At 66.7% G+C, this 17,213-nt stretch carries 16 protein-coding genes; 6 read left to right on the top strand and 10 right to left on the bottom strand.

Annotation, left to right across the window (positions count from 1 at the left end):
- Positions 1 to 141: 141 nt before the first annotated feature.
- The 3 genes from pyrG to tpiA all read right to left on the bottom strand — a co-directional run bounded on the left by pyrG (position 142) and on the right by tpiA (position 3,270).
- Complete coding sequence (gene pyrG, locus GBZ48_RS19440; RefSeq protein ID WP_174472506.1) at positions 142 to 1,773, bottom strand: CTP synthase; 1,632 nt, start codon at positions 1,771 to 1,773, stop codon at positions 142 to 144.
- A 221-nt stretch (positions 1,774 to 1,994) separates the two neighbouring features.
- A complete protein-coding gene (secG, locus tag GBZ48_RS19435) occupies positions 1,995 to 2,327 on the bottom strand; it encodes a preprotein translocase subunit SecG (protein ID WP_174472505.1) in 333 nt (110 codons plus the stop codon).
- Between the two features lie 187 nt (positions 2,328 to 2,514).
- Complete coding sequence (gene tpiA / locus GBZ48_RS19430; protein ID WP_174472504.1) at positions 2,515 to 3,270, bottom strand: triose-phosphate isomerase; 756 nt, start codon at positions 3,268 to 3,270, stop codon at positions 2,515 to 2,517.
- Between the two features lie 305 nt (positions 3,271 to 3,575).
- On the opposite strand from tpiA, the gene mbfA reads away from it, so the two are divergent.
- On the top strand, positions 3,576 to 4,532 hold the full coding sequence (gene mbfA / locus GBZ48_RS19425) for an iron exporter MbfA (protein WP_174472503.1): 957 nt from the start codon (positions 3,576 to 3,578) through the stop codon (positions 4,530 to 4,532).
- 113 nt (positions 4,533 to 4,645) lie between these two features.
- The gene (locus GBZ48_RS19420; RefSeq protein ID WP_098739700.1) at positions 4,646 to 5,158 is read left to right on the top strand and encodes a MarR family winged helix-turn-helix transcriptional regulator; all 513 of its coding nucleotides are present in this window, start codon (positions 4,646 to 4,648) and stop codon (positions 5,156 to 5,158) included.
- Positions 5,159 to 5,179: 21 nt separating this feature from the next.
- Here GBZ48_RS19420 and GBZ48_RS19415 read toward each other — a convergent pair whose 3' ends face one another.
- Positions 5,180 to 5,455, bottom strand: coding sequence for a hypothetical protein (locus GBZ48_RS19415; protein WP_246307315.1), 276 nt, complete (start codon positions 5,453 to 5,455; stop codon positions 5,180 to 5,182).
- A 168-nt stretch (positions 5,456 to 5,623) separates the two neighbouring features.
- Here GBZ48_RS19415 and GBZ48_RS19410 point away from each other — a divergent pair, with 168 nt between their 5' ends.
- Together GBZ48_RS19410 and GBZ48_RS19405 are read left to right on the top strand one after the other, a co-directional pair.
- Entirely contained in the window at positions 5,624 to 6,325 is a 702-nt protein-coding gene (locus GBZ48_RS19410; RefSeq protein WP_098739701.1) for a response regulator, read from the top strand.
- Entirely contained in the window at positions 6,322 to 7,722 is a 1,401-nt protein-coding gene (locus GBZ48_RS19405) for an ATP-binding protein (RefSeq protein WP_174472502.1), read from the top strand. The genes GBZ48_RS19410 and GBZ48_RS19405 overlap by 4 nt, the downstream gene beginning before the upstream one ends.
- 147 nt (positions 7,723 to 7,869) lie before the next feature.
- On the opposite strand, the gene GBZ48_RS19400 is transcribed toward GBZ48_RS19405, so the two are convergent.
- Positions 7,870 to 8,559, bottom strand: coding sequence for a LuxR C-terminal-related transcriptional regulator (locus GBZ48_RS19400; protein WP_098739703.1), 690 nt, complete (start codon positions 8,557 to 8,559; stop codon positions 7,870 to 7,872).
- A gap of 524 nt (positions 8,560 to 9,083) precedes the next feature.
- Here GBZ48_RS19400 and GBZ48_RS19395 point away from each other — a divergent pair.
- On the top strand, positions 9,084 to 9,257 hold the full coding sequence (locus tag GBZ48_RS19395) for a hypothetical protein (protein ID WP_174472501.1): 174 nt from the start codon (positions 9,084 to 9,086) through the stop codon (positions 9,255 to 9,257).
- A gap of 90 nt (positions 9,258 to 9,347) precedes the next feature.
- Here the strand turns inward: GBZ48_RS19395 and GBZ48_RS19390 are convergent, their stop codons facing one another.
- The 3 genes from GBZ48_RS19390 to hflK form a co-directional block, all read right to left on the bottom strand.
- The gene (locus GBZ48_RS19390; RefSeq protein WP_425486005.1) at positions 9,348 to 10,826 is read right to left on the bottom strand and encodes a DegQ family serine endoprotease; all 1,479 of its coding nucleotides are present in this window, start codon (positions 10,824 to 10,826) and stop codon (positions 9,348 to 9,350) included.
- A 372-nt stretch (positions 10,827 to 11,198) separates the two neighbouring features.
- The gene (gene hflC, locus GBZ48_RS19385) at positions 11,199 to 12,134 is read right to left on the bottom strand and encodes a protease modulator HflC (protein WP_174472500.1); all 936 of its coding nucleotides are present in this window, start codon (positions 12,132 to 12,134) and stop codon (positions 11,199 to 11,201) included.
- A gap of 13 nt (positions 12,135 to 12,147) precedes the next feature.
- Entirely contained in the window at positions 12,148 to 13,401 is a 1,254-nt protein-coding gene (hflK, locus tag GBZ48_RS19380) for an FtsH protease activity modulator HflK (RefSeq protein ID WP_174472499.1), read from the bottom strand.
- 172 nt (positions 13,402 to 13,573) lie between these two features.
- Here hflK and apbC point away from each other — a divergent pair, with 172 nt between their 5' ends.
- Positions 13,574 to 14,740 carry an iron-sulfur cluster carrier protein ApbC gene (gene apbC, locus GBZ48_RS19375; RefSeq protein WP_174472498.1) on the top strand — a complete coding sequence of 389 codons (1,167 nt, stop codon included), beginning with the start codon at positions 13,574 to 13,576 and terminating at the stop codon, positions 14,738 to 14,740.
- Positions 14,741 to 14,779: 39 nt separating this feature from the next.
- Here apbC and GBZ48_RS19370 read toward each other — a convergent pair whose 3' ends face one another.
- Both GBZ48_RS19370 and GBZ48_RS19365 read right to left on the bottom strand, forming a co-directional pair.
- Positions 14,780 to 16,030, bottom strand: coding sequence for an Hsp70 family protein (locus GBZ48_RS19370; protein WP_174472497.1), 1,251 nt, complete (start codon positions 16,028 to 16,030; stop codon positions 14,780 to 14,782).
- A gap of 107 nt (positions 16,031 to 16,137) precedes the next feature.
- Positions 16,138 to 17,178 (bottom strand): SDR family oxidoreductase, encoded by a 1,041-nt coding sequence (locus tag GBZ48_RS19365; RefSeq protein ID WP_174472496.1) that lies wholly within the window; start codon positions 17,176 to 17,178, stop codon positions 16,138 to 16,140.
- Between the last annotated feature and the right edge of the window lie 35 nt (positions 17,179 to 17,213).

The raw sequence follows: 17,213 nt of genomic DNA, 5'->3' as shown, positions 1-17,213 counted from the left end.
TATTGTCCGATTTTCAGAGGATCGTCGCACAAGGGTATCCGGCGCGCAAGGCACCTGACGTATGGGGAAGGTCGCCGGCAGCAAAAAGCCCCGCCGGTGAGGGCGGGGCTTCCGTAGCCGAGGACGGTCGATCTGAAGAGGTCAGACCAACCGGCTCTGATCGATGGCCGCCTTGATGAAGGCGGTGAACAGCGGGTGCGGCTCGAACGGCTTGGACTTCAGTTCCGGGTGGAATTGCACGCCGATGAACCAGGGATGGTCGGGGATCTCGACGATCTCCGGCAGTTCCCCGTCCGGCGACAGGCCGCTGAACTTCATGCCGCAGCGCTCCAGACGTTCCTTGTAGTACACGTTCACCTCATAGCGGTGACGGTGCCGTTCGGAGATGTCGGTGGTGCCGTAGACCTCGGCGACCTTGCTGCCGTCCAGCAGCTTGGCCGGATAGGCGCCCAGACGCATGGTGCCGCCCAGATCGCCGACTTCGGCACGGCGTTCCAGCGTGTTGCCGCGCATCCACTCCGTCATCAGGCCGACGACCGGGTTGCCCGGCTTGCCCAGTTCGGTGGAGCCGGCATCCTCGATCTTCGCCATGTTGCGGGCGGCTTCGATCACCGCCATCTGCATGCCGAAGCAGATGCCGAAGTACGGCACCTTGCGCTCACGCGCAAACTGGGCCGCCCGGATCTTGCCTTCCGTGCCGCGGGAGCCGAAGCCGCCCGGCACCAGGATGCCATGGACGTTTTCCAGCCGCTTCACCGCCGCATCGTCATCCTCGAAGATCTCCGAATCGATCCAGTCGAGGTTGACCTTGACGTTGTTGGCGATGCCGCCATGGGTCAGCGCCTCGGCCAGCGACTTGTAGCTGTCGAGCAGGCTGATGTACTTGCCGACCACCGCGATGGTGACCTCGCCCTGCGGCTTGCGCACCCGATCCATGATGCGGGTCCAGCGCGACAGGTCCGGCTCCTTGTCGGTCGGCAGACCGAAATAACTCAGGACCTGGGTGTCGAAGCCTTCTTCATGGTAGCTGATCGGCACTTGGTAGATCGAGTCGACGTCGAGCGCCGCGATCACCCGCTCCGGACGGATGTTGCAGAACAGCGCGATCTTCTTGCGCTCGTTCTCCGGAATCGGACGGTCGGCGCGGCACAGCAGGATGTTGGCCTGGATGCCGACGCTCAGCAGTTCCTTGACGGAATGCTGGGTCGGCTTGGTCTTCAGCTCGCCGGCGGTCGGGATGTAAGGCAGCAGCGTCAGGTGGATGTAGAGCACATTCTCCTGGCCGACCTCGTTGCCGAACTGGCGGATCGCCTCCAGGAAGGGCAGCGACTCGATATCGCCCACCGTGCCGCCGATCTCGATGAGGACAAAGTCCTCGTCGGTGGCGTCGGCGCGGATGAACTCCTTGATCTCGTCGGTGATGTGCGGAATGACCTGGACGGTGCCGCCCAGGTAATCGCCGCGACGCTCCTTCGCGATCACGGTGGAGTAAATGCGGCCGGTGGTGATGTTGTCGCCCTTGCGGGCCGACACGCCGGTGAAGCGCTCGTAATGGCCGAGGTCAAGGTCCGTCTCGGCCCCGTCGTCGGTCACGAAGACCTCGCCGTGCTGATACGGGCTCATCGTGCCGGGATCGACGTTCAGGTACGGGTCCAGCTTGCGCAGCCGCACCTTGTAGCCGCGCGTCTGGAGAAGCGCCCCAAGCGCCGCCGATGCCAGACCTTTGCCCAGCGAAGAAACGACGCCACCGGTGATGAAGATGTAGCGAGTCATGTCCGTCCGAAGAGCTTGAGAGCTGTTCCATGTCCCCAGAGGGGACGGATTTGGCATGTCCCCGTAGGGGATGGAGTTTCCATGTCCCCGATAGGAGCGAATGTTCCAGTCCCCGGAGAGCCGCCACGGCATCGGCCGCAATCAGCCCTCAAAAGAAAGAGGCGGCTTCGGGGAGGCCGCCTCACTGTCCGCTTCGCACCCGTGCGCTGGAAACCGTCCCGTTACTGGGACACCGGCGGCGCGGGTTGGGCCGGAGCGGCCGGCTGGGCCGGGGCCGTCGGAGCCGCCGGGCTGGCCGGCAGCGTGTCGATGATCGACGCCGGGCGCGAGTGGCCGCCGGCCAGGATCGCCAGCACAATGCTGGTGGCGAAGAAGCAGCCCGCCAGAATGCCGGTGGTCCGCGTCAGCAGGTTAGCCGTGCCGCGGGTGCTCATCATGCCGCCCATCGTACCGCCGCCGATGCCGAGCCCGCCGCCTTCCGACCGCTGGATCAGGATCACACCGACCAGCCCGACGGCGATCAGCAGGTGAATGACCAGAATCACCGATTCCATGCGATGCTCACCCCACACCATCCCAAAAATCGAATAGCGCGCCACAGGCCGTCTTAAGGGCCCGTGGCGCGCGCCCATTGTTTGTACCGCGCCATCGCGCGATATGCCAGCGCCAAAATACCTGCGCCTTATCCATTGGCGGCATGGCTGACACCGATGGGCGCCATGCCGCCTGGAAGGGCCGGCGTCAGCGGCAGGCGGTGCCGATGGCCCAGAAATCGTCGGCCTTCAGCGATGCACCGCCGACCAGGGCGCCGTCGACATTCTCCACCGCCATCAGCTCCGCCGCGTTGCTCGGCTTGACCGAGCCGCCATAGAGGATGCGGACCTTGGCGGACCCGGCGATCTTCCCGTCCAGCTCGGCGCGGATATGGGCGTGCATAGCCTTCACATCGTCCGGGGTCGCGGTCTTGCCGGTGCCGATGGCCCATACCGGCTCATAGGCGATGACGGTGTTGTCGGCCGTCGCCCCGGCGGGGATGGAGCCGGCCAGTTGCCCCGACACCACGGCGTTGGCCTGGCCGGCATCGCGCTGCGCTTCGGTCTCGCCGACGCAGATGATGGCGACGAGTCCCTCCTTGTGGGCGGCCACCGCCTTGGCGTTCACCACGGCATCGCTCTCGCCATGGTCGGCGCGGCGCTCGGAATGGCCGAGGATGACGAAGCGGCAGCCGGCGTCCTTCAGCATGGTCGGCGCCACGTCGCCGGTATGGGCGCCGGACGTCTTCGGCGCGCAATCCTGGCCGCCCAGCGCCAGCGGGCTGTCGGCGATCGCCTCGCCCACCGGGAACAGCAGCGGAAAGGGCGGGCAGACCAGCATGTCGAAAGCGACCGGCCCGGCGCCCTTCAGCCGACCGGCGAGGTCGGAGGCGAGATCCAGCGCGTCGGCCTTCAACCCGTTCATCTTCCAGTTTCCGGCGATCAGCTTCCGGTTGGCGGTCATGGTCGTTTCCTTCTTGTCTCGGCTTTATATGGGAACTTGTGGAACGTTCTTGGCCTCTCGTGACCAAAGCCCATAGCAAGCCCGTTGCGGAATTTCCACTCACCCGACCGGCACATCGCCCTCCGAAAGCCATAAGAGACATCTTGTAGCAGTCCCCCGGCGGAAGCCGGCCAGCGGCCCTCCGGCAAAGCCGGATCACATCCTTGGCAGAGCCGAACCATACGAAGTGCCATGTTGCGGATACCCCTTTCCGGAATAGCATCATTTGCAACGCACCAACTCCCCTCGGCGAAGGCCTGATCACCATGAAGAATTTTTCGGACCTGACGGAAAAGGAGCTGCTGGCACTCGCCATCGCGCTGGAGGAGGAGGACAGCCGCATCTATGACGAGTTCGCCCATGGTCTTGCCGACAATTATCCCGACACCGCCAAGCTGTTCCGCGCGATGGCATCGGAGGAAAGCGGACACCGTCATCGGCTGCTGGAACTGTTCCAGGCACGATTCGGCGACCACATCCCGCTGATCCGCCGCCAGGACGTGAAGGGCTTCGTCGAGCGCAAGCCGGTCTGGCTGACCCGCCCGCTGGGGCTCGACACCGTGCGGCGGCAGGCAGAATTGATGGAGGCGGAAACCAAGCGCTTCTACACCCGCGCCGCCGAACGGTCGCAGGACACCGCAATCCGCCAGCTTCTGGGGGACCTAGCGGAGGAGGAGCGGCGGCACGAGGCCAAGGCCGAGCGGCTGGAGGCGAAATACGTCTCCCCCCAGGTGCGGGAACAGGAGCACGAATCGGAACGGCGCCTGTTCCTCCTGCAGATCGTCCAGCCGGGTCTGGCCGGGCTGATGGACGGGTCGGTGTCCACGCTGGCCCCGCTGTTCGCCGCTGCCTTCGCCACCCAAAGCAGCCACGAGACCTTTCTGGTCGGTCTGGCCGCCTCCATCGGCGCCGGCATCTCGATGGGCTTCGCCGAGGCGCTGTCCGACAACGGGTCGCTGACCGGGCGCGGCAGCCCGTGGCTGCGCGGTCTGGTCTGCGGTGCCATGACCACGCTGGGCGGGCTGGGCCACGCCCTGCCCTATCTGATCCCGCATTTCTGGACAGCGACCGCCGTCGCCATCGCCGTGGTGGCGGTGGAACTGGCCGTCATCGCCTGGATCCGCAACCGTTATATGGACACCCCACTGCTGTCCGCCGCCTTCCAGGTGGTGGTCGGCGGGCTGCTCGTCTTCGGCACCGGCATCCTGATCGGCAGCGCCTGAGCGTGGGAGGAAAAGCCGGTTCCTGGAACGAGCTTGTTCTTGTAACCGGACGCACGATTGTTTATGTCTGAGTTACTGTCCTAATTAGAACAAATCGAACCAACCGCGTCGCCATGGCTGACCTTAAAGCGGGCGTGAACCAGCTCTTCCTCCGCGAGGAGGAACTCCGCACCGGGATGGAGCTGCTTTTCTACGCCTATCGCGAATTCACCGCCGAACCGGACGAAATTCTGGCGGAAATCGGCTTCGGCCGCGCGCATCACCGCGTGATCTACTTCGTCGGCCGTTATCCGAAGATCACGGTGTCGGAACTGCTGGCGATCCTGAAGATCACCAAGCAGAGCCTGTCGCGCGTGCTGGGCGAACTGGTCCGGCAGGGCTTCATCGACCAGCAGACCGGTGCCCGCGACCGAAGGCAGCGGCTGCTGGAGTTGACGGAAAAGGGTGTGGAGCTGGAACGCCAGCTGTCCGAGACCCAGCGTCAGCGCATCGCCCGTGCCTATCGCATGGCGGGGGCCGAGGCGGTGGAGGGTTTCCGCAAGGTGATGATGGGCATGCTGGACGAGGAGGACCGGGCGAAATTCGCTCCGCCCGTTCCCCCTGCCCGTCTTGCCGTCAAACGCTGACCCGGAAAACGCCGAAGCGGATCAGCCCGCCTTCGATTCGATAGTCTCCACCGGAGCCGCGGTCTGGGCCTCGGTCGGCTTTGCTTCGGTTGCGCCGTCGGCCGGCTTTTCAGCGGCCGTCTTCGCCTCGTTGGGATTGCGGCGGCGGAAGCCGCCCTTGCGGTACACCACGTTTTCAGAAGCGCCCGGTGGGCATTGAACGATGTTCCCGCCCTTCGCCAGGAAGGCACGGGTCATGTCGGCGAGGTCTTGGGCGTCCAGGTCCCGGGGGTCGTTGGACCTGTGGTGGTCGGCCATCGTGATCGCTCCTCGTGTCTCTCGGCCCTCAGCGGAGGGCACATGGAGGTTAACACGGATCAAGGCCAAAACGGCCAAGCGCTTACACGACTGCCCGCCATGCATACCCAAGATATGTTCGACAGGCACCTCTATGTCGATTGCGGGGAGCCGCGTTATAGTCCGGCCATGACCGAAGATCAGCCCCACATCCTGGTCGTCGACGACGACACCCGCCTGCGCGAACTCTTGCGCAAATACCTCGCCGGCAACGGCTTTCTGGTAAGCACCGCCCGTGACGCCGCCGATGCGCGGGCACAGTTGGGCGGGCTGGCCTTCGACCTGCTGGTGCTCGACATCATGATGCCGGGCGAATCGGGGCTGTCGCTGACCGAATCGCTCCGGCGCGAGCGGGACCTGCCGATCCTGCTGCTGACCGCCCGCGACGAGCCGGACGACCGCATCGCCGGGCTGGAGGCCGGGGCCGACGACTATCTCGCCAAGCCCTTCAACCCGCGCGAGCTGCTGCTGCGCATCAACTCCATCCTGCGCCGGCAGGCGGCACGCCCGCCGGAACCGACGGCCCCGCCGGCGGCTCCGGTCCGGCTCGGTCCCCTCACCTACCTGCCCGACCGGGACGAGTTGCGCCAGGGAGACGAGGTGATCCGCCTGACCACGGCGGAGGCCAGCCTGCTGCGCATCCTCGCCACCTCGCCCGGGATCACCTTCACGCGCGACGAGCTGACCGAACGCAGCAAGGTCGCCGGCAACGCCCGCACCGTCGATGTCCAGGTCACACGCCTGCGCCGCAAGATCGAGGCCGACCCGCGCGAGCCGCGTTATCTCCACACCGTCCGCGGCGAGGGGTATGTGCTGAGGCCCGATCCGTGACGGCGAGCGGACAGGCCGGAGCCGACAACGCGGCGGCCAGGCGGGCGGCGGCCCGCCGGGCCGAACGGCGGCGGCGCACGCCGTTCCTGAAGAGATTCCTGCCGCGCACCCTGTTTGGCCGTTCCCTGCTGATCATCGTCACGCCGGTGATTTTGGCCCAGGCGGTGGCGACCTGGATCTTCTACGACCGCCATTGGGACACGGTGACGAACCGGCTGGCCTATGCGGTCGCCGGCGATATCGCCACCGTCATCGCCATGCTGGAACGCGACCCGTCGCAGGACGGCCGCGACTGGACTCTCGCGACCGCCGCCCGCACCACCGACCTGATCGTCACGCTGGAGCCCGAGCAGGTTCTGCCGGACCAGCGCCGCCAGCTGAGCGGCCTGCTGGAACGCACGCTGGGCAAGGCATTGGATGAGCGGGTCGGCCGCCCCTTCACGATAAACACCCGCGTCGCCCATGAATGGTACGAGATCCGGGTGCAGATGGCCGACGGCGTGCTGTCGGTGATGTCGCCGGAACGCCGGCTGTTCACACCCACCAGCTACATCTTCATCCTGTGGATGGTCGGGTCGGCCATCGTGCTGTTCGCCGTCGCCATCCTGTTCATGCGCAACCAGATCCGGCCGATCAAGCGGCTGGCGATTGCCGCCGACGCTCTCGGCAAGGGACGCGACGTCTCCAACTTCAAGATGGAGGGGGCGACGGAGGTGCGGCAGGCGGCTTCCGCTTTCCTGCTGATGCGCGAGCGTCTCCAGCGCCAGATCAACCAGCGAACCGAGATGCTGGCCGGCGTCAGCCACGACCTGCGCACGCCGCTGACCCGGATGAAGCTGGCGCTCGACATGATCGAGGATCCCGACCTCGACCCCGAGGTGGAGGAACTGAAGGCCGACGTCGCCGAGATGGAGGAGATGATCGAAGGCTACCTCGCCTTCGCCCGCGGCGAGGGGACCGAGGCGGTGCAGCCGACCGACCTGACCCGCCTGCTGAACGAGGTTGCCGTCGGTGCCCGGCGCGAGGGAACCGAGGTGACGCTGACCGCACCGGAGGGGCTGTCCCTTCCGCTGCGGCCCAACGCGGTCCGCCGCTGCATCGCCAACCTGCTGGTCAATGCCGGCCGTCATGCCGGCACCGCCTGGGTCAAGGCGGACCGGAAGGACGGCGTGATCGAAATCACCGTGGACGACGACGGTCCCGGCATTCCTGCCTATCTGCGCGATGACGTGTTCAAGCCCTTCTTCCGCGTCGACAGCAGCCGCAACCTCGACACCGGCGGCTCGGGCCTGGGGCTGACCATCGCACGCGACGTGGCGCGCAGCCACGGGGGCGACATCACGCTGGACGACAGCCCTTACGGCGGCCTGCGCGCGGTGATCCGGCTGCCGATCTGATCCGATGAGGTGATGCCATGAAAAAGCCCGCCTTCATTCAGGCGGGCAATTCATGTCATGCAATGACGGCCTCGTCCCCCACCCTCCCTACGAGCAGTAAAGCGCAGGCAGGAAAGGTGGGAACGGGGGCAATGGACGAGCGCGGGGTTACTGGTTCGCCGCCGCCGCGACGACATTGGCGCCGGCAAGCTCGCCGCCGATGCCGTTGTTCAGCGCCCAGATGGCGGCCTGGGTGCGGTTGGAAGCGTTGATCTTGCGCAGCAGGCTCTTCAGGTGAACCTTCACGGTGGCTTCCGTGATGTTCAGATGGTTGGCGATCATCTTGTTGCTGTCGCCGTTCAACAGGCAGCGCAGGATCTGCACTTCGCGCTGCGACAGGCCCTTGCGCGACACCGGCATCTCGGTGCCGTTGCCGTTGACCCGGCCGGAGATCAGCAGAGCCGCCAGATGAGTCGGGAACACCTTCTCGCCCATCATCACCAGCTTCAGCGACTGTGCCAGCGCGTCGGACGACAGGTCCTTCATCAGATAGCCGTCGGCACCGGCTTCCAGCGCGTTCGCCAGGCGGCGGGTGCACAGGTCGCTGGTCAGGATGACCAGCCGGGTTTCCGGCAGCAGGGCGCGCAGGCGGCGCATGCCGTCGGCTTCCTCGTCGCCGCCATTCTGCAGGTCAAGAAGGACCAGCTGAGGCCGAATGCCGTTCTCAACCGAACCCAGCGCCTCCCGCAGGTTTCCCGCCTCGGCGACGATCTGGAAGGGCGAATCGTCGAGCAGGCGCTTCAGCCCCTCGCGAAACAGCTTGTTCGAGTCGATAAGAAAAGCGCGCACTGAGTCCATCGTCCGCTCCCGCAATTTTAGTCGATCGTCATGACGTCGTGGCCAGGATGAAGGCCGTTGTACAGAGGAAGGTCCCGACGCATTGGCGATTCGGCGATTACCCCTCGATAGCTTCGGCAGGCCGTTATTTAGGGGGAGGTTACCCCCGTGTCGTGTCCTACGGTACCACTCTCCGGAGTTAAAAGAAGAACGCATTGGGCATATGCGCAAAGCCTCTCCAAGATTTCCGGATCCAAAGATATCACAGCAGCGAACATTGTTATGCGCAAAGGCGTTAACTGTTTTGTTAACCACCACTTATTTGCGTATGAGCGTATCTCCTAAGCAATCAATGCCGCAAAATTCTCACACCGGGTTGCTCCGATCACTGCCGACGGGATGACGCCAACAGATACCCCGAATGGATCATCCGTACTTTCGGCATAGAAGAGGCTGCCGCCATCGTCGTAGCCTTGACCTTGCCCGGCCGCGCATGCGCATTTCGACCGGCTTCCGCCACCAAGCGGAGAGAGGATGAGGACAGGATGGGCTGGCAGATCATCGCCGCCGCCATGGCGGGCTATCTTGTGCTGCTGGGACGCAGTGCCTGGAAACAGGGCGAATTCCTCCAGTACCTGCGCAGCCTCGCCATCGTCGCCACCCTGTGCGCCTTGCTCGCCGGCGTCGTCGCCCTGGCGATGCTGCTGGACGGAGCATAGGCGCGCAGCAAGCTCCTTCTCCCACTGTCCACAAACGAAAAGGGCGCCGGCGGTTTCCCGCCAGCGCCCTTCTTCATTGCCCGCGGGCGATCAGCTGAGCGGGATCGCCACAAAGCGCAAATCGCCCTTGCGATCGACCAGCAGCAGCACCGACTTCTTGCTCTGCTCCTTGGCCTTCTGGACCTTGGCGGTCACGTCCTCGGGCTTGCGGACCTCTTCCTGGCCGACCTCGATGATGACGTCGCCAGCGCGCAGTCCCTTTTCCGCCGCGGTGGAGTTGCTCACCACGTCGGTGATGACCACGCCCTTCATGTCGGGCTTGATCTCGTACTGCTGGCGCAGTTCCGGGGTGATGGCGGTCAGCTTCATGCCGAGGGATTCGGTCGGCTTCTGGGCCGGGGCCTTGTCCTTCGGCTGCTGCTTCTCGTCCGGACCGGCGGCGAGCAGACCCTGCTCCTCCGCGGCCTCAAGCTCGCCGACCTTGACCTGGACGGTCTGCGACTTGCCCTTGCGCCACACTTCGACCGGAACGGCCTTGTCGATGGAGGTTTCGGCGACGACGCGGGGCAGGCGGCGCATCTCGTCGATTTCGCGGCCGTCGAACTTGGTCACGACATCGCCGGCCTGGATGCCGCCCTTGGCGGCCGGGCCATCGGGGGTGACGGAGGCGACCAGCGCGCCCTTGTGGCCGGGCAGGCCCAGGCTTTCGGCGATCTCCGGCGTGACCGCCTGGATGCGCACACCCAGCCAGCCGCGGCGGGTCTTGCCATAGTCCTTCAGCTGCGCCACCACCTGCTTGGCGAGGTTGGACGGAATGGCGAAGCCGATGCCGACCGACCCGCCTGATGGCGAGAAAATGGCGGTGTTGATGCCGATGACCTCACCGTTCAGGTTGAACATCGGGCCGCCGGAATTGCCGCGGTTGATCGAGGCGTCGGTCTGGAGGAAATCGTCGTACGGGCCGGCGTCGATGTTGCGCTGACGCGCCGAGATGATGCCGGCGGTGACCGACCCGCCCAGGCCGAACGGGTTGCCGATGGCCAGCACCCAGTCGCCGACGCGCATGGCGTCGCTGTCGCCGAAGGGCACGGCGACCAGCGGGTGGCTGGTCTTGATCTTCAGCAGGGCAAGATCGGTCTTGCTGTCCTTGCCGACCAGCTCCGCCTTGATGTTGGTATCATCCTGCAGGATGACGGTGATCTCGTCGGCGTCCTGAACGACGTGGTTGTTGGTGACCACATAGCCGTTCTTGGCGTCGATGATGAAGCCGGAACCGAGCGACGTCGCCTTGCGCTGCGGCTGGTCCTGCTGCTGCTGGCGGTCGAAGAAGTCCTTGAAGAAATCCTCGAAGGGCGAGCCCGGCGGGAACTGCGGGATCTCCGGCCGCTGGCCCTGCGGACGCTGCGGCGCGTTCTGGCTGGTGGAGATGTTGACGACCGCCGGCAGCAGCTTTTCCGCCAGATCGGCGAAGCTGCCGGGCGCATTGCGGTTCGGCGTCGCCGCCTGGGCCTGGGCCGGCGCGGCAGCGATGCCGCCCATCACGGCGCCGCCGGCCATGACCGACGTCATGCCCCAGACGATTGCGGCGACCAGCGGCCGGACGCCCGCCTTGCGAGGCCGGGCCTCGGCCACGGCACCGCGCGTGGCGGGTTCGAAGTTGGGTATGCGAATCAACGTGCTCTCCCTACCAGACGTCCGGCCGATTCCATGGACGGGAGCGGCCGCCCAGTTCTGGGCCATATATGTGTTGGGCCAAGAGTATGGCCGCAAGATGGCGTGCCGGTCCAGTCGGCACCAGTGGAAAACTTAAGGCCGGAGTTTTCTTTTGAACTCTTGCTGCGGACCGTCGCTCCACCGGCTCGCCCGGCCCGACAGCACTGCGGCCGGACCGGGGAAAAACCCCAATCCGGCCGCAAGCGGTTTCGAACCTGTGGCGCGGCGTTACTGCGCCGGAGCGGCCGGCGCGGGGGCCGGAGCCGCTGCCGGAGCCGGTGCGGGAGCACCACCGCCGACCTGCGGGCCGGCGCCGTTGAAGTAACGGAAGAACTCGCCGGTCGGCGACAGCACCATGGTGGTGTCGTTGCCGTTCAGCGACTTCCGATAGGCCTCAAGCGACCGGTAGAAGCCGTAGAAGGCGGGGTCCTGCGAGGTCGCATCGGCGATCAGCTTCAACGCGCTGTTGTCGCCTTCACCGCGCAGGATCTGCGCATCGCGCTGGGCCTCGGCGATGATGACCGTGCGCTCGCGTTCGGCGCGCGACTTGATCTGCTGCGACTGCTCCTGACCCTGGGCGCGGGCCTCGGACGCTTCGCGTTCGCGTTCGGAGCGCATCCGGGCGAAGATCGACTGGCTGGTCTCCTCCGGCAGGTCGGCGCGGCGGATGCGGACATCGACGATCTCGATGCCGAAGCGCTTGGCCTCGTCGTTCACCTGCCCCTTGATGTCGGTCATGATGCGGGCACGTTCGTCCGACAGGACGGCCAGCACCGTGACGTTGCCGAGCACGCGGCGCAGGGCCGAATTGACGATGGAGTTCAGGCGGGTTTCGGCCACCGCCTCGGTCCCGGCGGTCTGGTAGAAGCGCAGCGGATCGTGGATGCGGTAGCGGGCGAAGGCATCGACATCCAGGCGCTTCTGGTCGGCCAGGATGACCTGCTCCACCGGCGGGTCGAGGTCGAGGACGCGGCGGTCGAGCAGCCGGACCTCCTGGATGAACGGGATCTTCACCTTCAGGCCCGGATCCTGGATCACCCGGCGCGGCTCGCCGAACTGCAGGACGAGCGCCTGCTGGGCCTCGTTGACGGTGAACAGGGCGGACGACGCGACGACGCCGAGGGCGACGATGGCGATACCGGCGATGGCGAGGGTGCGTTTCATGATGCGATCCTCCTCACTGGCCGGACATTGACGGATTCTGGGGCAGCGCGGACAGCGGCTGCGTCTGCGTGCCGGACCGCGCGCCCCCCTGGTTGCCGCCCTGGTTGGACGGGGCCTGGCGCGGCGCCTGCTGCTGCGGAACCGGCGTGGCATTCGGGGCCAGCTGGTTCAGCGGCAGATAGGGAACGACGTTCTGCGCCGAACCCTCGACGATGATCTTGTTCCGGCCGCGGAAGATCTCCTCCATGGTCTCCAGATACATGCGCTTGGACGTGACGTCCTTGCTCAGCGCATAAGCCTCGTAAACCTTGCGGAAGCGGTCGGCGTCGCCCTGCGCCAGGCTGACCACCTGCTCGCGGTAGGCGGAAGCCTCCTGAACCAGCCGCTCCGCCTCGCCGCGGGCGCGCGGGATGATGTCGTTGCGGTAGGCTTCCGCCTCGTTGCGGGCGCGTTCGCGGTCGGCGCGGGCACGCTGCACGTCGTTGAACGCGTCGATGACCGGCTGCGGCGGATCGGCCTTCTGCAACTGCACCTGGGTGATTTCGATGCCGGCCTGATACTCGTCCAGCATGGTCTGGAGAAGCTGGCGGGTCGAGGTTTCGATCTGCTGTCGGGCCTCGGTCAGGGCGGGCTGCAGGTCGGTGCGGCCGATGACCTCGCGCATGGCGCTTTCGGCGGCCTTCTTCACCGTCACTTCCGGCTCGCGGATCTTGAACAGGAAGTTGCCGGCGTCCTTGATGACCCAGAACACCGTGAAGTCGATGTCGACGATGTTCTCGTCGCCGGTCAGCATCAGCGACTCGTCCGGTACGTCGCGGTCGTTGCGGCCGCCGCCGACGGAGGACCGGTAACCGACCTCGATGCGGTTGACGCGAGTCACCTTGGGCAGCAGCACCGTCTCGATCGGCGACGGCAGGCGATAGCGCAGGCCGGGTTGTTCGGTGCGGGTCCACTCGCCGAAGCGCATGACGACGCCCTGCTCGTCCGCCTCGACGCGGTAGATGCCGCTGGCGAGCCAGATCAGGCCGAGCACGCCGGCGACCAGCGCCACGCCGCGGCCGCTGCCGAAGCCGCCGGGCATGGCACGCCGCAGGCGGTCCTGGCTCCGCCGCAGAAGATCCTCAAGGTCGGGAGGCTGCGGGCCACCGCCACCGCCGCCATTTCCTCCGCCCTGGGGACGGCCCCACGGGTTGCCCGGGCCGTTGTTGCCCGGCGGGGGACCCCAGGGGCCGCCACCTCCGCCCCCACCTTGATTGTTCCACGGCATCCGACTCAGTCCCCCTCTGCGATTCGTCCCATCATGTGGAAGCGCAATGGCTTAAGCCCCGCGCATCCCTTTACCGATCTCGTCCGTCGGTCCTATAGTCCCCCATACCCTTCGGCAAGGATTCCACCAACGGATATCCGCCAATATCGGGAAGACAGCGGAGTTTTCAACCATGGCGCAGATCAGCGAAGCTCAAGTCATGCAGGCGCTGAAGACCGTCATCGACCCGGACCGGGGCGGCGACATCGTCAGTTTGGGCATGTTGTCGGGCCTCGTGGTGCGCGACGGGCATGTCGCTTTTTCCATCGAAGTGGACCCCAAGCGCGGCGCGCAGGCCGAACCCCTGCGCCACGCCGCCGAAAAGGCGGTCGATGCCCTGCCCGGCGTCCTTTCGGTCACCGCCGTGCTCACCGCCCACCGCGCCGCCCCCCAGGCGGCGCCGCAGCAGGGCCACTCGCACGGCGGGCATGGCCACTCGCATGGTCATTCCCACGGGCACTCCCATGGCGGTGCCCCGCAGAACGATCCGCAGAAGCCGCTGGTCCCCGGTGTGAAGGCCATCGTCGCGGTGGCGTCCGGCAAGGGCGGCGTCGGCAAGTCGACCACCTCGGCCAACCTGGCGCTGGCGCTGGCGGCGAACGGGCTGAAGGTCGGCCTGCTCGATGCCGACATCTACGGCCCGTCGATGCCGCGCATGATGGGCATCGCCGGCCGGCCGAACAGCCCCGACGGCAAGCGCCTGGAGCCGATGGAGAATTTCGGCGTCAAGGTGATGTCCATGGGCTTCCTGGTGGCCGAGGACACGCCGATGATCTGGCGCGGACCGATGGTGATGAGCGCGTTGCAGCAGATGCTGCGCGACGTGAACTGGGGCACCCTCGACGTGCTGGTGGTGGACATGCCGCCGGGCACCGGCGACGCCCAGCTGACCATGGCCCAACAGGTTCCGCTTGCGGGTGCGGTGATCGTCTCCACACCGCAGGACATAGCCCTGCTGGATGCCCGCAAGGGGCTGAACATGTTCCGCCGCGTCGATGTGCCCGTGCTGGGCATCATCGAGAACATGAGCTATTTCTGCTGCCCCAACTGCGGCCACCGCACCGACATCTTCAGCCACGGCGGCGCCCGCAAGGAAGCCGACGATCTGGGCATGGAGTTCCTCGGCGAGATCCCGCTCCACCTGTCGATCCGCGAGACCTCCGACCAGGGCCAGCCCATCGTGGTGTCGCAGCCGGACTCCGAGCATGCCCAGGCCTATCGCCGGATCGCAACGCGCCTGTGGGAGAAGATCGGCGGCGGCACCGGCGGCCGTGCGGCGCCGCGCATCGTCGTGCAGTGACCGGTCAGGGGTGGGAGGTCACCTCCCACCCCGTTCCGTTCATCCGTAGCGCCGCAACGCCTCCACCGTCAGCCCCAGGCCGACGGAGCCGAAGATGTTGCCTTCCACCACCCGCGCGCCGGGCGCCTCGGCCAGGATCGCCGCGCGGACCTGGGGCAGCAGGGTGGAGCCGCCGGTCAGGAACACCGCGTCGATGCGGTCGGCGGTCACGCCTGCATCGGACAGACAGTCGCGGATGCGCGTGCCGATGCGCGCCGCCAGCGAGCCGGTGGCGCGGTTCAGCGCCGGACGGTCGACGGCCAGCGACAGATCGCCGTCGCCCCAATCCAGCGCCAACTGCGTCGCCTCATGGTCGGACAGGGCGATCTTGGTGCGCTCCACCGCCATCGCCAGCGCATGGCCCTGGCGGTGTTCGACCACGCCGATCAGGCGCTCGATCTTCTCCGGTTCGGCAGAATCGCGTTGCAGGCGTTCCAGCTCGGCCATCGCCTTGGCGGTGTAGAGGAAGTTGATCTTCGACCAGGTGGCCAGATCGAAATAGATGCTCTTCGGTGCCAGCAGCCCGGCGCGCTTCATGGCGCTGCCCAGCCCCAGCTCCGGCATGGCGGTGGCGAGGCTGAGGTCGCGGTCGAAATCGGTGCCGCCGACGCGGATGCCGTCGTTGGCCAGGATGTCGCCGGCCCGGTCGGCCTTGCCGCGCCGCGCCGGCCCGATGCGCACGACCGAGAAGTCGGAGGTGCCGCCGCCGATGTCGGCGATCAGCGCCAGTTCCTCGCCCGCCACCTGCTGCTCGTAATCGAGAGCGGCGGCGATGGGTTCGAACTGGAAGGAGACGTTGCGGAAGCCGGCAGCCCGCGCGATCTGGCCCAGCGTCTCTTCCGCCGCGGCATCGCCGGCCGGGTCGCCATCGACGAAATGGACCGGGCGGCCGACCACGACGTCGCCAAGTTCCCCGCCCAGCGCCTCCTCCGCCCGCTTCTTCACCAGATCGAGGAAGGTGCCGATCACCGCGCGGAAGCTGATGCGGCCCTTGCGGAGTGCGGTATCGGCATCGATCAGGTCGGTGCCGAGCATCGACTTGATCGAGCGCATCAGCCGCCCTTCCACCCCGGACACATAGCCGTCGATGGCGGCCTGGCCGATGGTGGTCCGGTCATGTTCGAAGTCGAAGAACACCGCGGTCGGCAGGGTCGTCCGCGTGCCGTCCAGCGCCAGCAGCCGGAAGCCGTCCGCATCCTGTACGCCCAGCGTCGTGTTCGAGGTGCCGAAATCGAGCCCGCACGCCGTCATGTCCCGCCTCCTGCCCGGATGACCGGTGCGGCCAGCCGCCGCACCGGAAAAGGGGCGAGCGTATAACGGCTCCGGACCGCCGGATCAAGCGCCCTGCCGATCAATCGTCACATGTGGCGCATCGTCCTGCCCGCCAGAGGGCGGCTGGCCAGCACCACCGGCAGCAGGAACAGGGTCAGGTTGGTCCAGGAGAAGGCACGCCCCCGCCCCTCCTCCCTGCCCCGGCCTTTACCCCTGCCGTGCTCCGGCTGCCGCTCCATCCAGCCGCCGCTGGCGCCCTGATATTCCGGCATGGCCGTCAGCACGCCGCCCGAGGTGTCGGGGGCGGAGCGGTTCTGGAACATGTCGCGCTCAATGGTGTGAGCGAGCGCTCGCTCGGTCATCTGCGGCGCCATGGCATTGCCAACGGCGGCGAGACGCCCCTCGGCGCCGACGAACAGCTCGCGCTGGGGATTGGCCGCCAGCGACAGGATGGCTGCGGCGACCTCCTCCGGTGGGTGGATCGGGTTCAGCGGCTTGATTGCCCGGCCGGTGTAGTTGGCGGCATGCTGCCACAGCGGGGTGTCGATGGAGGCCGGCATGACCATGCAGACATGGATGTCGGGCTCGTCCACCAGTTCCTGCCGCAGGGATTCGGAGAAGCCGCGCACGGCGAACTTCGCCGCGGTGTAGGGGGTGGCATAGCGCTGGCCGATGTTGGACACCATCGACGCAGTGTTGATGACGATGCCCTCCCCGCGGTCGAGGAAATGGGGCAGCACGGCGCGGCAGCCATGGACCATGCCGAAGAAGTCGGTGCGCACCACCTGCTCGAACACCTCGTCGGGGATGTCCTCGAAACGGCCGAAGGCGATGACGCCGGCATTGTTCACCCAGACGTCGATGCCGCCGAAAGCCTGGACGGCACGGTCGGCCAGAGCCTGCATCGCGCGCTGGTCGGTCACGTCGGTCGGCACCACCATGGCGCGGCCGCCGGCCTCGATGCACTCCTCCGCCACCTCGTGCAGGGCCGCCATCCGCCGGGCGGCCAGGATCACCGCGGCCCCCTGGCTGGCGAACTCCAGCGCGGTCGCCCGACCGATGCCGCTGGAGGCGCCCGTGATGACAACCACCTTGTCGCTCATATCGCTGCCCGGCCGCTTCGCCATGACCGCAGTCCTTTCGTCAAAGTTTCTCGGGGCAA

Source organism: Azospirillum melinis (assembly GCF_013340935.1).
In the GTDB taxonomy this organism is placed as follows: domain Bacteria; phylum Pseudomonadota; class Alphaproteobacteria; order Azospirillales; family Azospirillaceae; genus Azospirillum; species Azospirillum melinis.
The sequence above is the reverse complement of the archived record's forward strand: the minus strand, read 5'-3'. Positions and strand labels throughout refer to the sequence as shown.

Coding starts and splice junctions, on each gene's coding strand:
- pyrG (WP_174472506.1), bottom strand. CDS start 1,773: ATGACTCGCTACATCTTCATCACCGGTGGCGTCGTTTCTTCGCTGGGC.
- secG (WP_174472505.1), bottom strand. CDS start 2,327: ATGGAATCGGTGATTCTGGTCATTCACCTGCTGATCGCCGTCGGGCTG.
- tpiA (WP_174472504.1), bottom strand. CDS start 3,270: ATGACCGCCAACCGGAAGCTGATCGCCGGAAACTGGAAGATGAACGGG.
- mbfA (WP_174472503.1), top strand. CDS start 3,576: ATGAAGAATTTTTCGGACCTGACGGAAAAGGAGCTGCTGGCACTCGCC.
- GBZ48_RS19420 (WP_098739700.1), top strand. CDS start 4,646: ATGGCTGACCTTAAAGCGGGCGTGAACCAGCTCTTCCTCCGCGAGGAG.
- GBZ48_RS19415 (WP_246307315.1), bottom strand. CDS start 5,455: ATGGCCGACCACCACAGGTCCAACGACCCCCGGGACCTGGACGCCCAA.
- GBZ48_RS19410 (WP_098739701.1), top strand. CDS start 5,624: ATGACCGAAGATCAGCCCCACATCCTGGTCGTCGACGACGACACCCGC.
- GBZ48_RS19400 (WP_098739703.1), bottom strand. CDS start 8,559: ATGGACTCAGTGCGCGCTTTTCTTATCGACTCGAACAAGCTGTTTCGC.
- GBZ48_RS19395 (WP_174472501.1), top strand. CDS start 9,084: ATGGGCTGGCAGATCATCGCCGCCGCCATGGCGGGCTATCTTGTGCTG.
- GBZ48_RS19390 (WP_425486005.1), bottom strand. CDS start 10,826: ATGACGTCGGTCATGGCCGGCGGCGCCGTGATGGGCGGCATCGCTGCC.
- hflC (WP_174472500.1), bottom strand. CDS start 12,134: ATGAAACGCACCCTCGCCATCGCCGGTATCGCCATCGTCGCCCTCGGC.
- hflK (WP_174472499.1), bottom strand. CDS start 13,401: ATGCCGTGGAACAATCAAGGTGGGGGCGGAGGTGGCGGCCCCTGGGGT.
- apbC (WP_174472498.1), top strand. CDS start 13,574: ATGGCGCAGATCAGCGAAGCTCAAGTCATGCAGGCGCTGAAGACCGTC.
- GBZ48_RS19370 (WP_174472497.1), bottom strand. CDS start 16,030: ATGACGGCGTGCGGGCTCGATTTCGGCACCTCGAACACGACGCTGGGC.
- GBZ48_RS19365 (WP_174472496.1), bottom strand. CDS start 17,178: ATGGCGAAGCGGCCGGGCAGCGATATGAGCGACAAGGTGGTTGTCATC.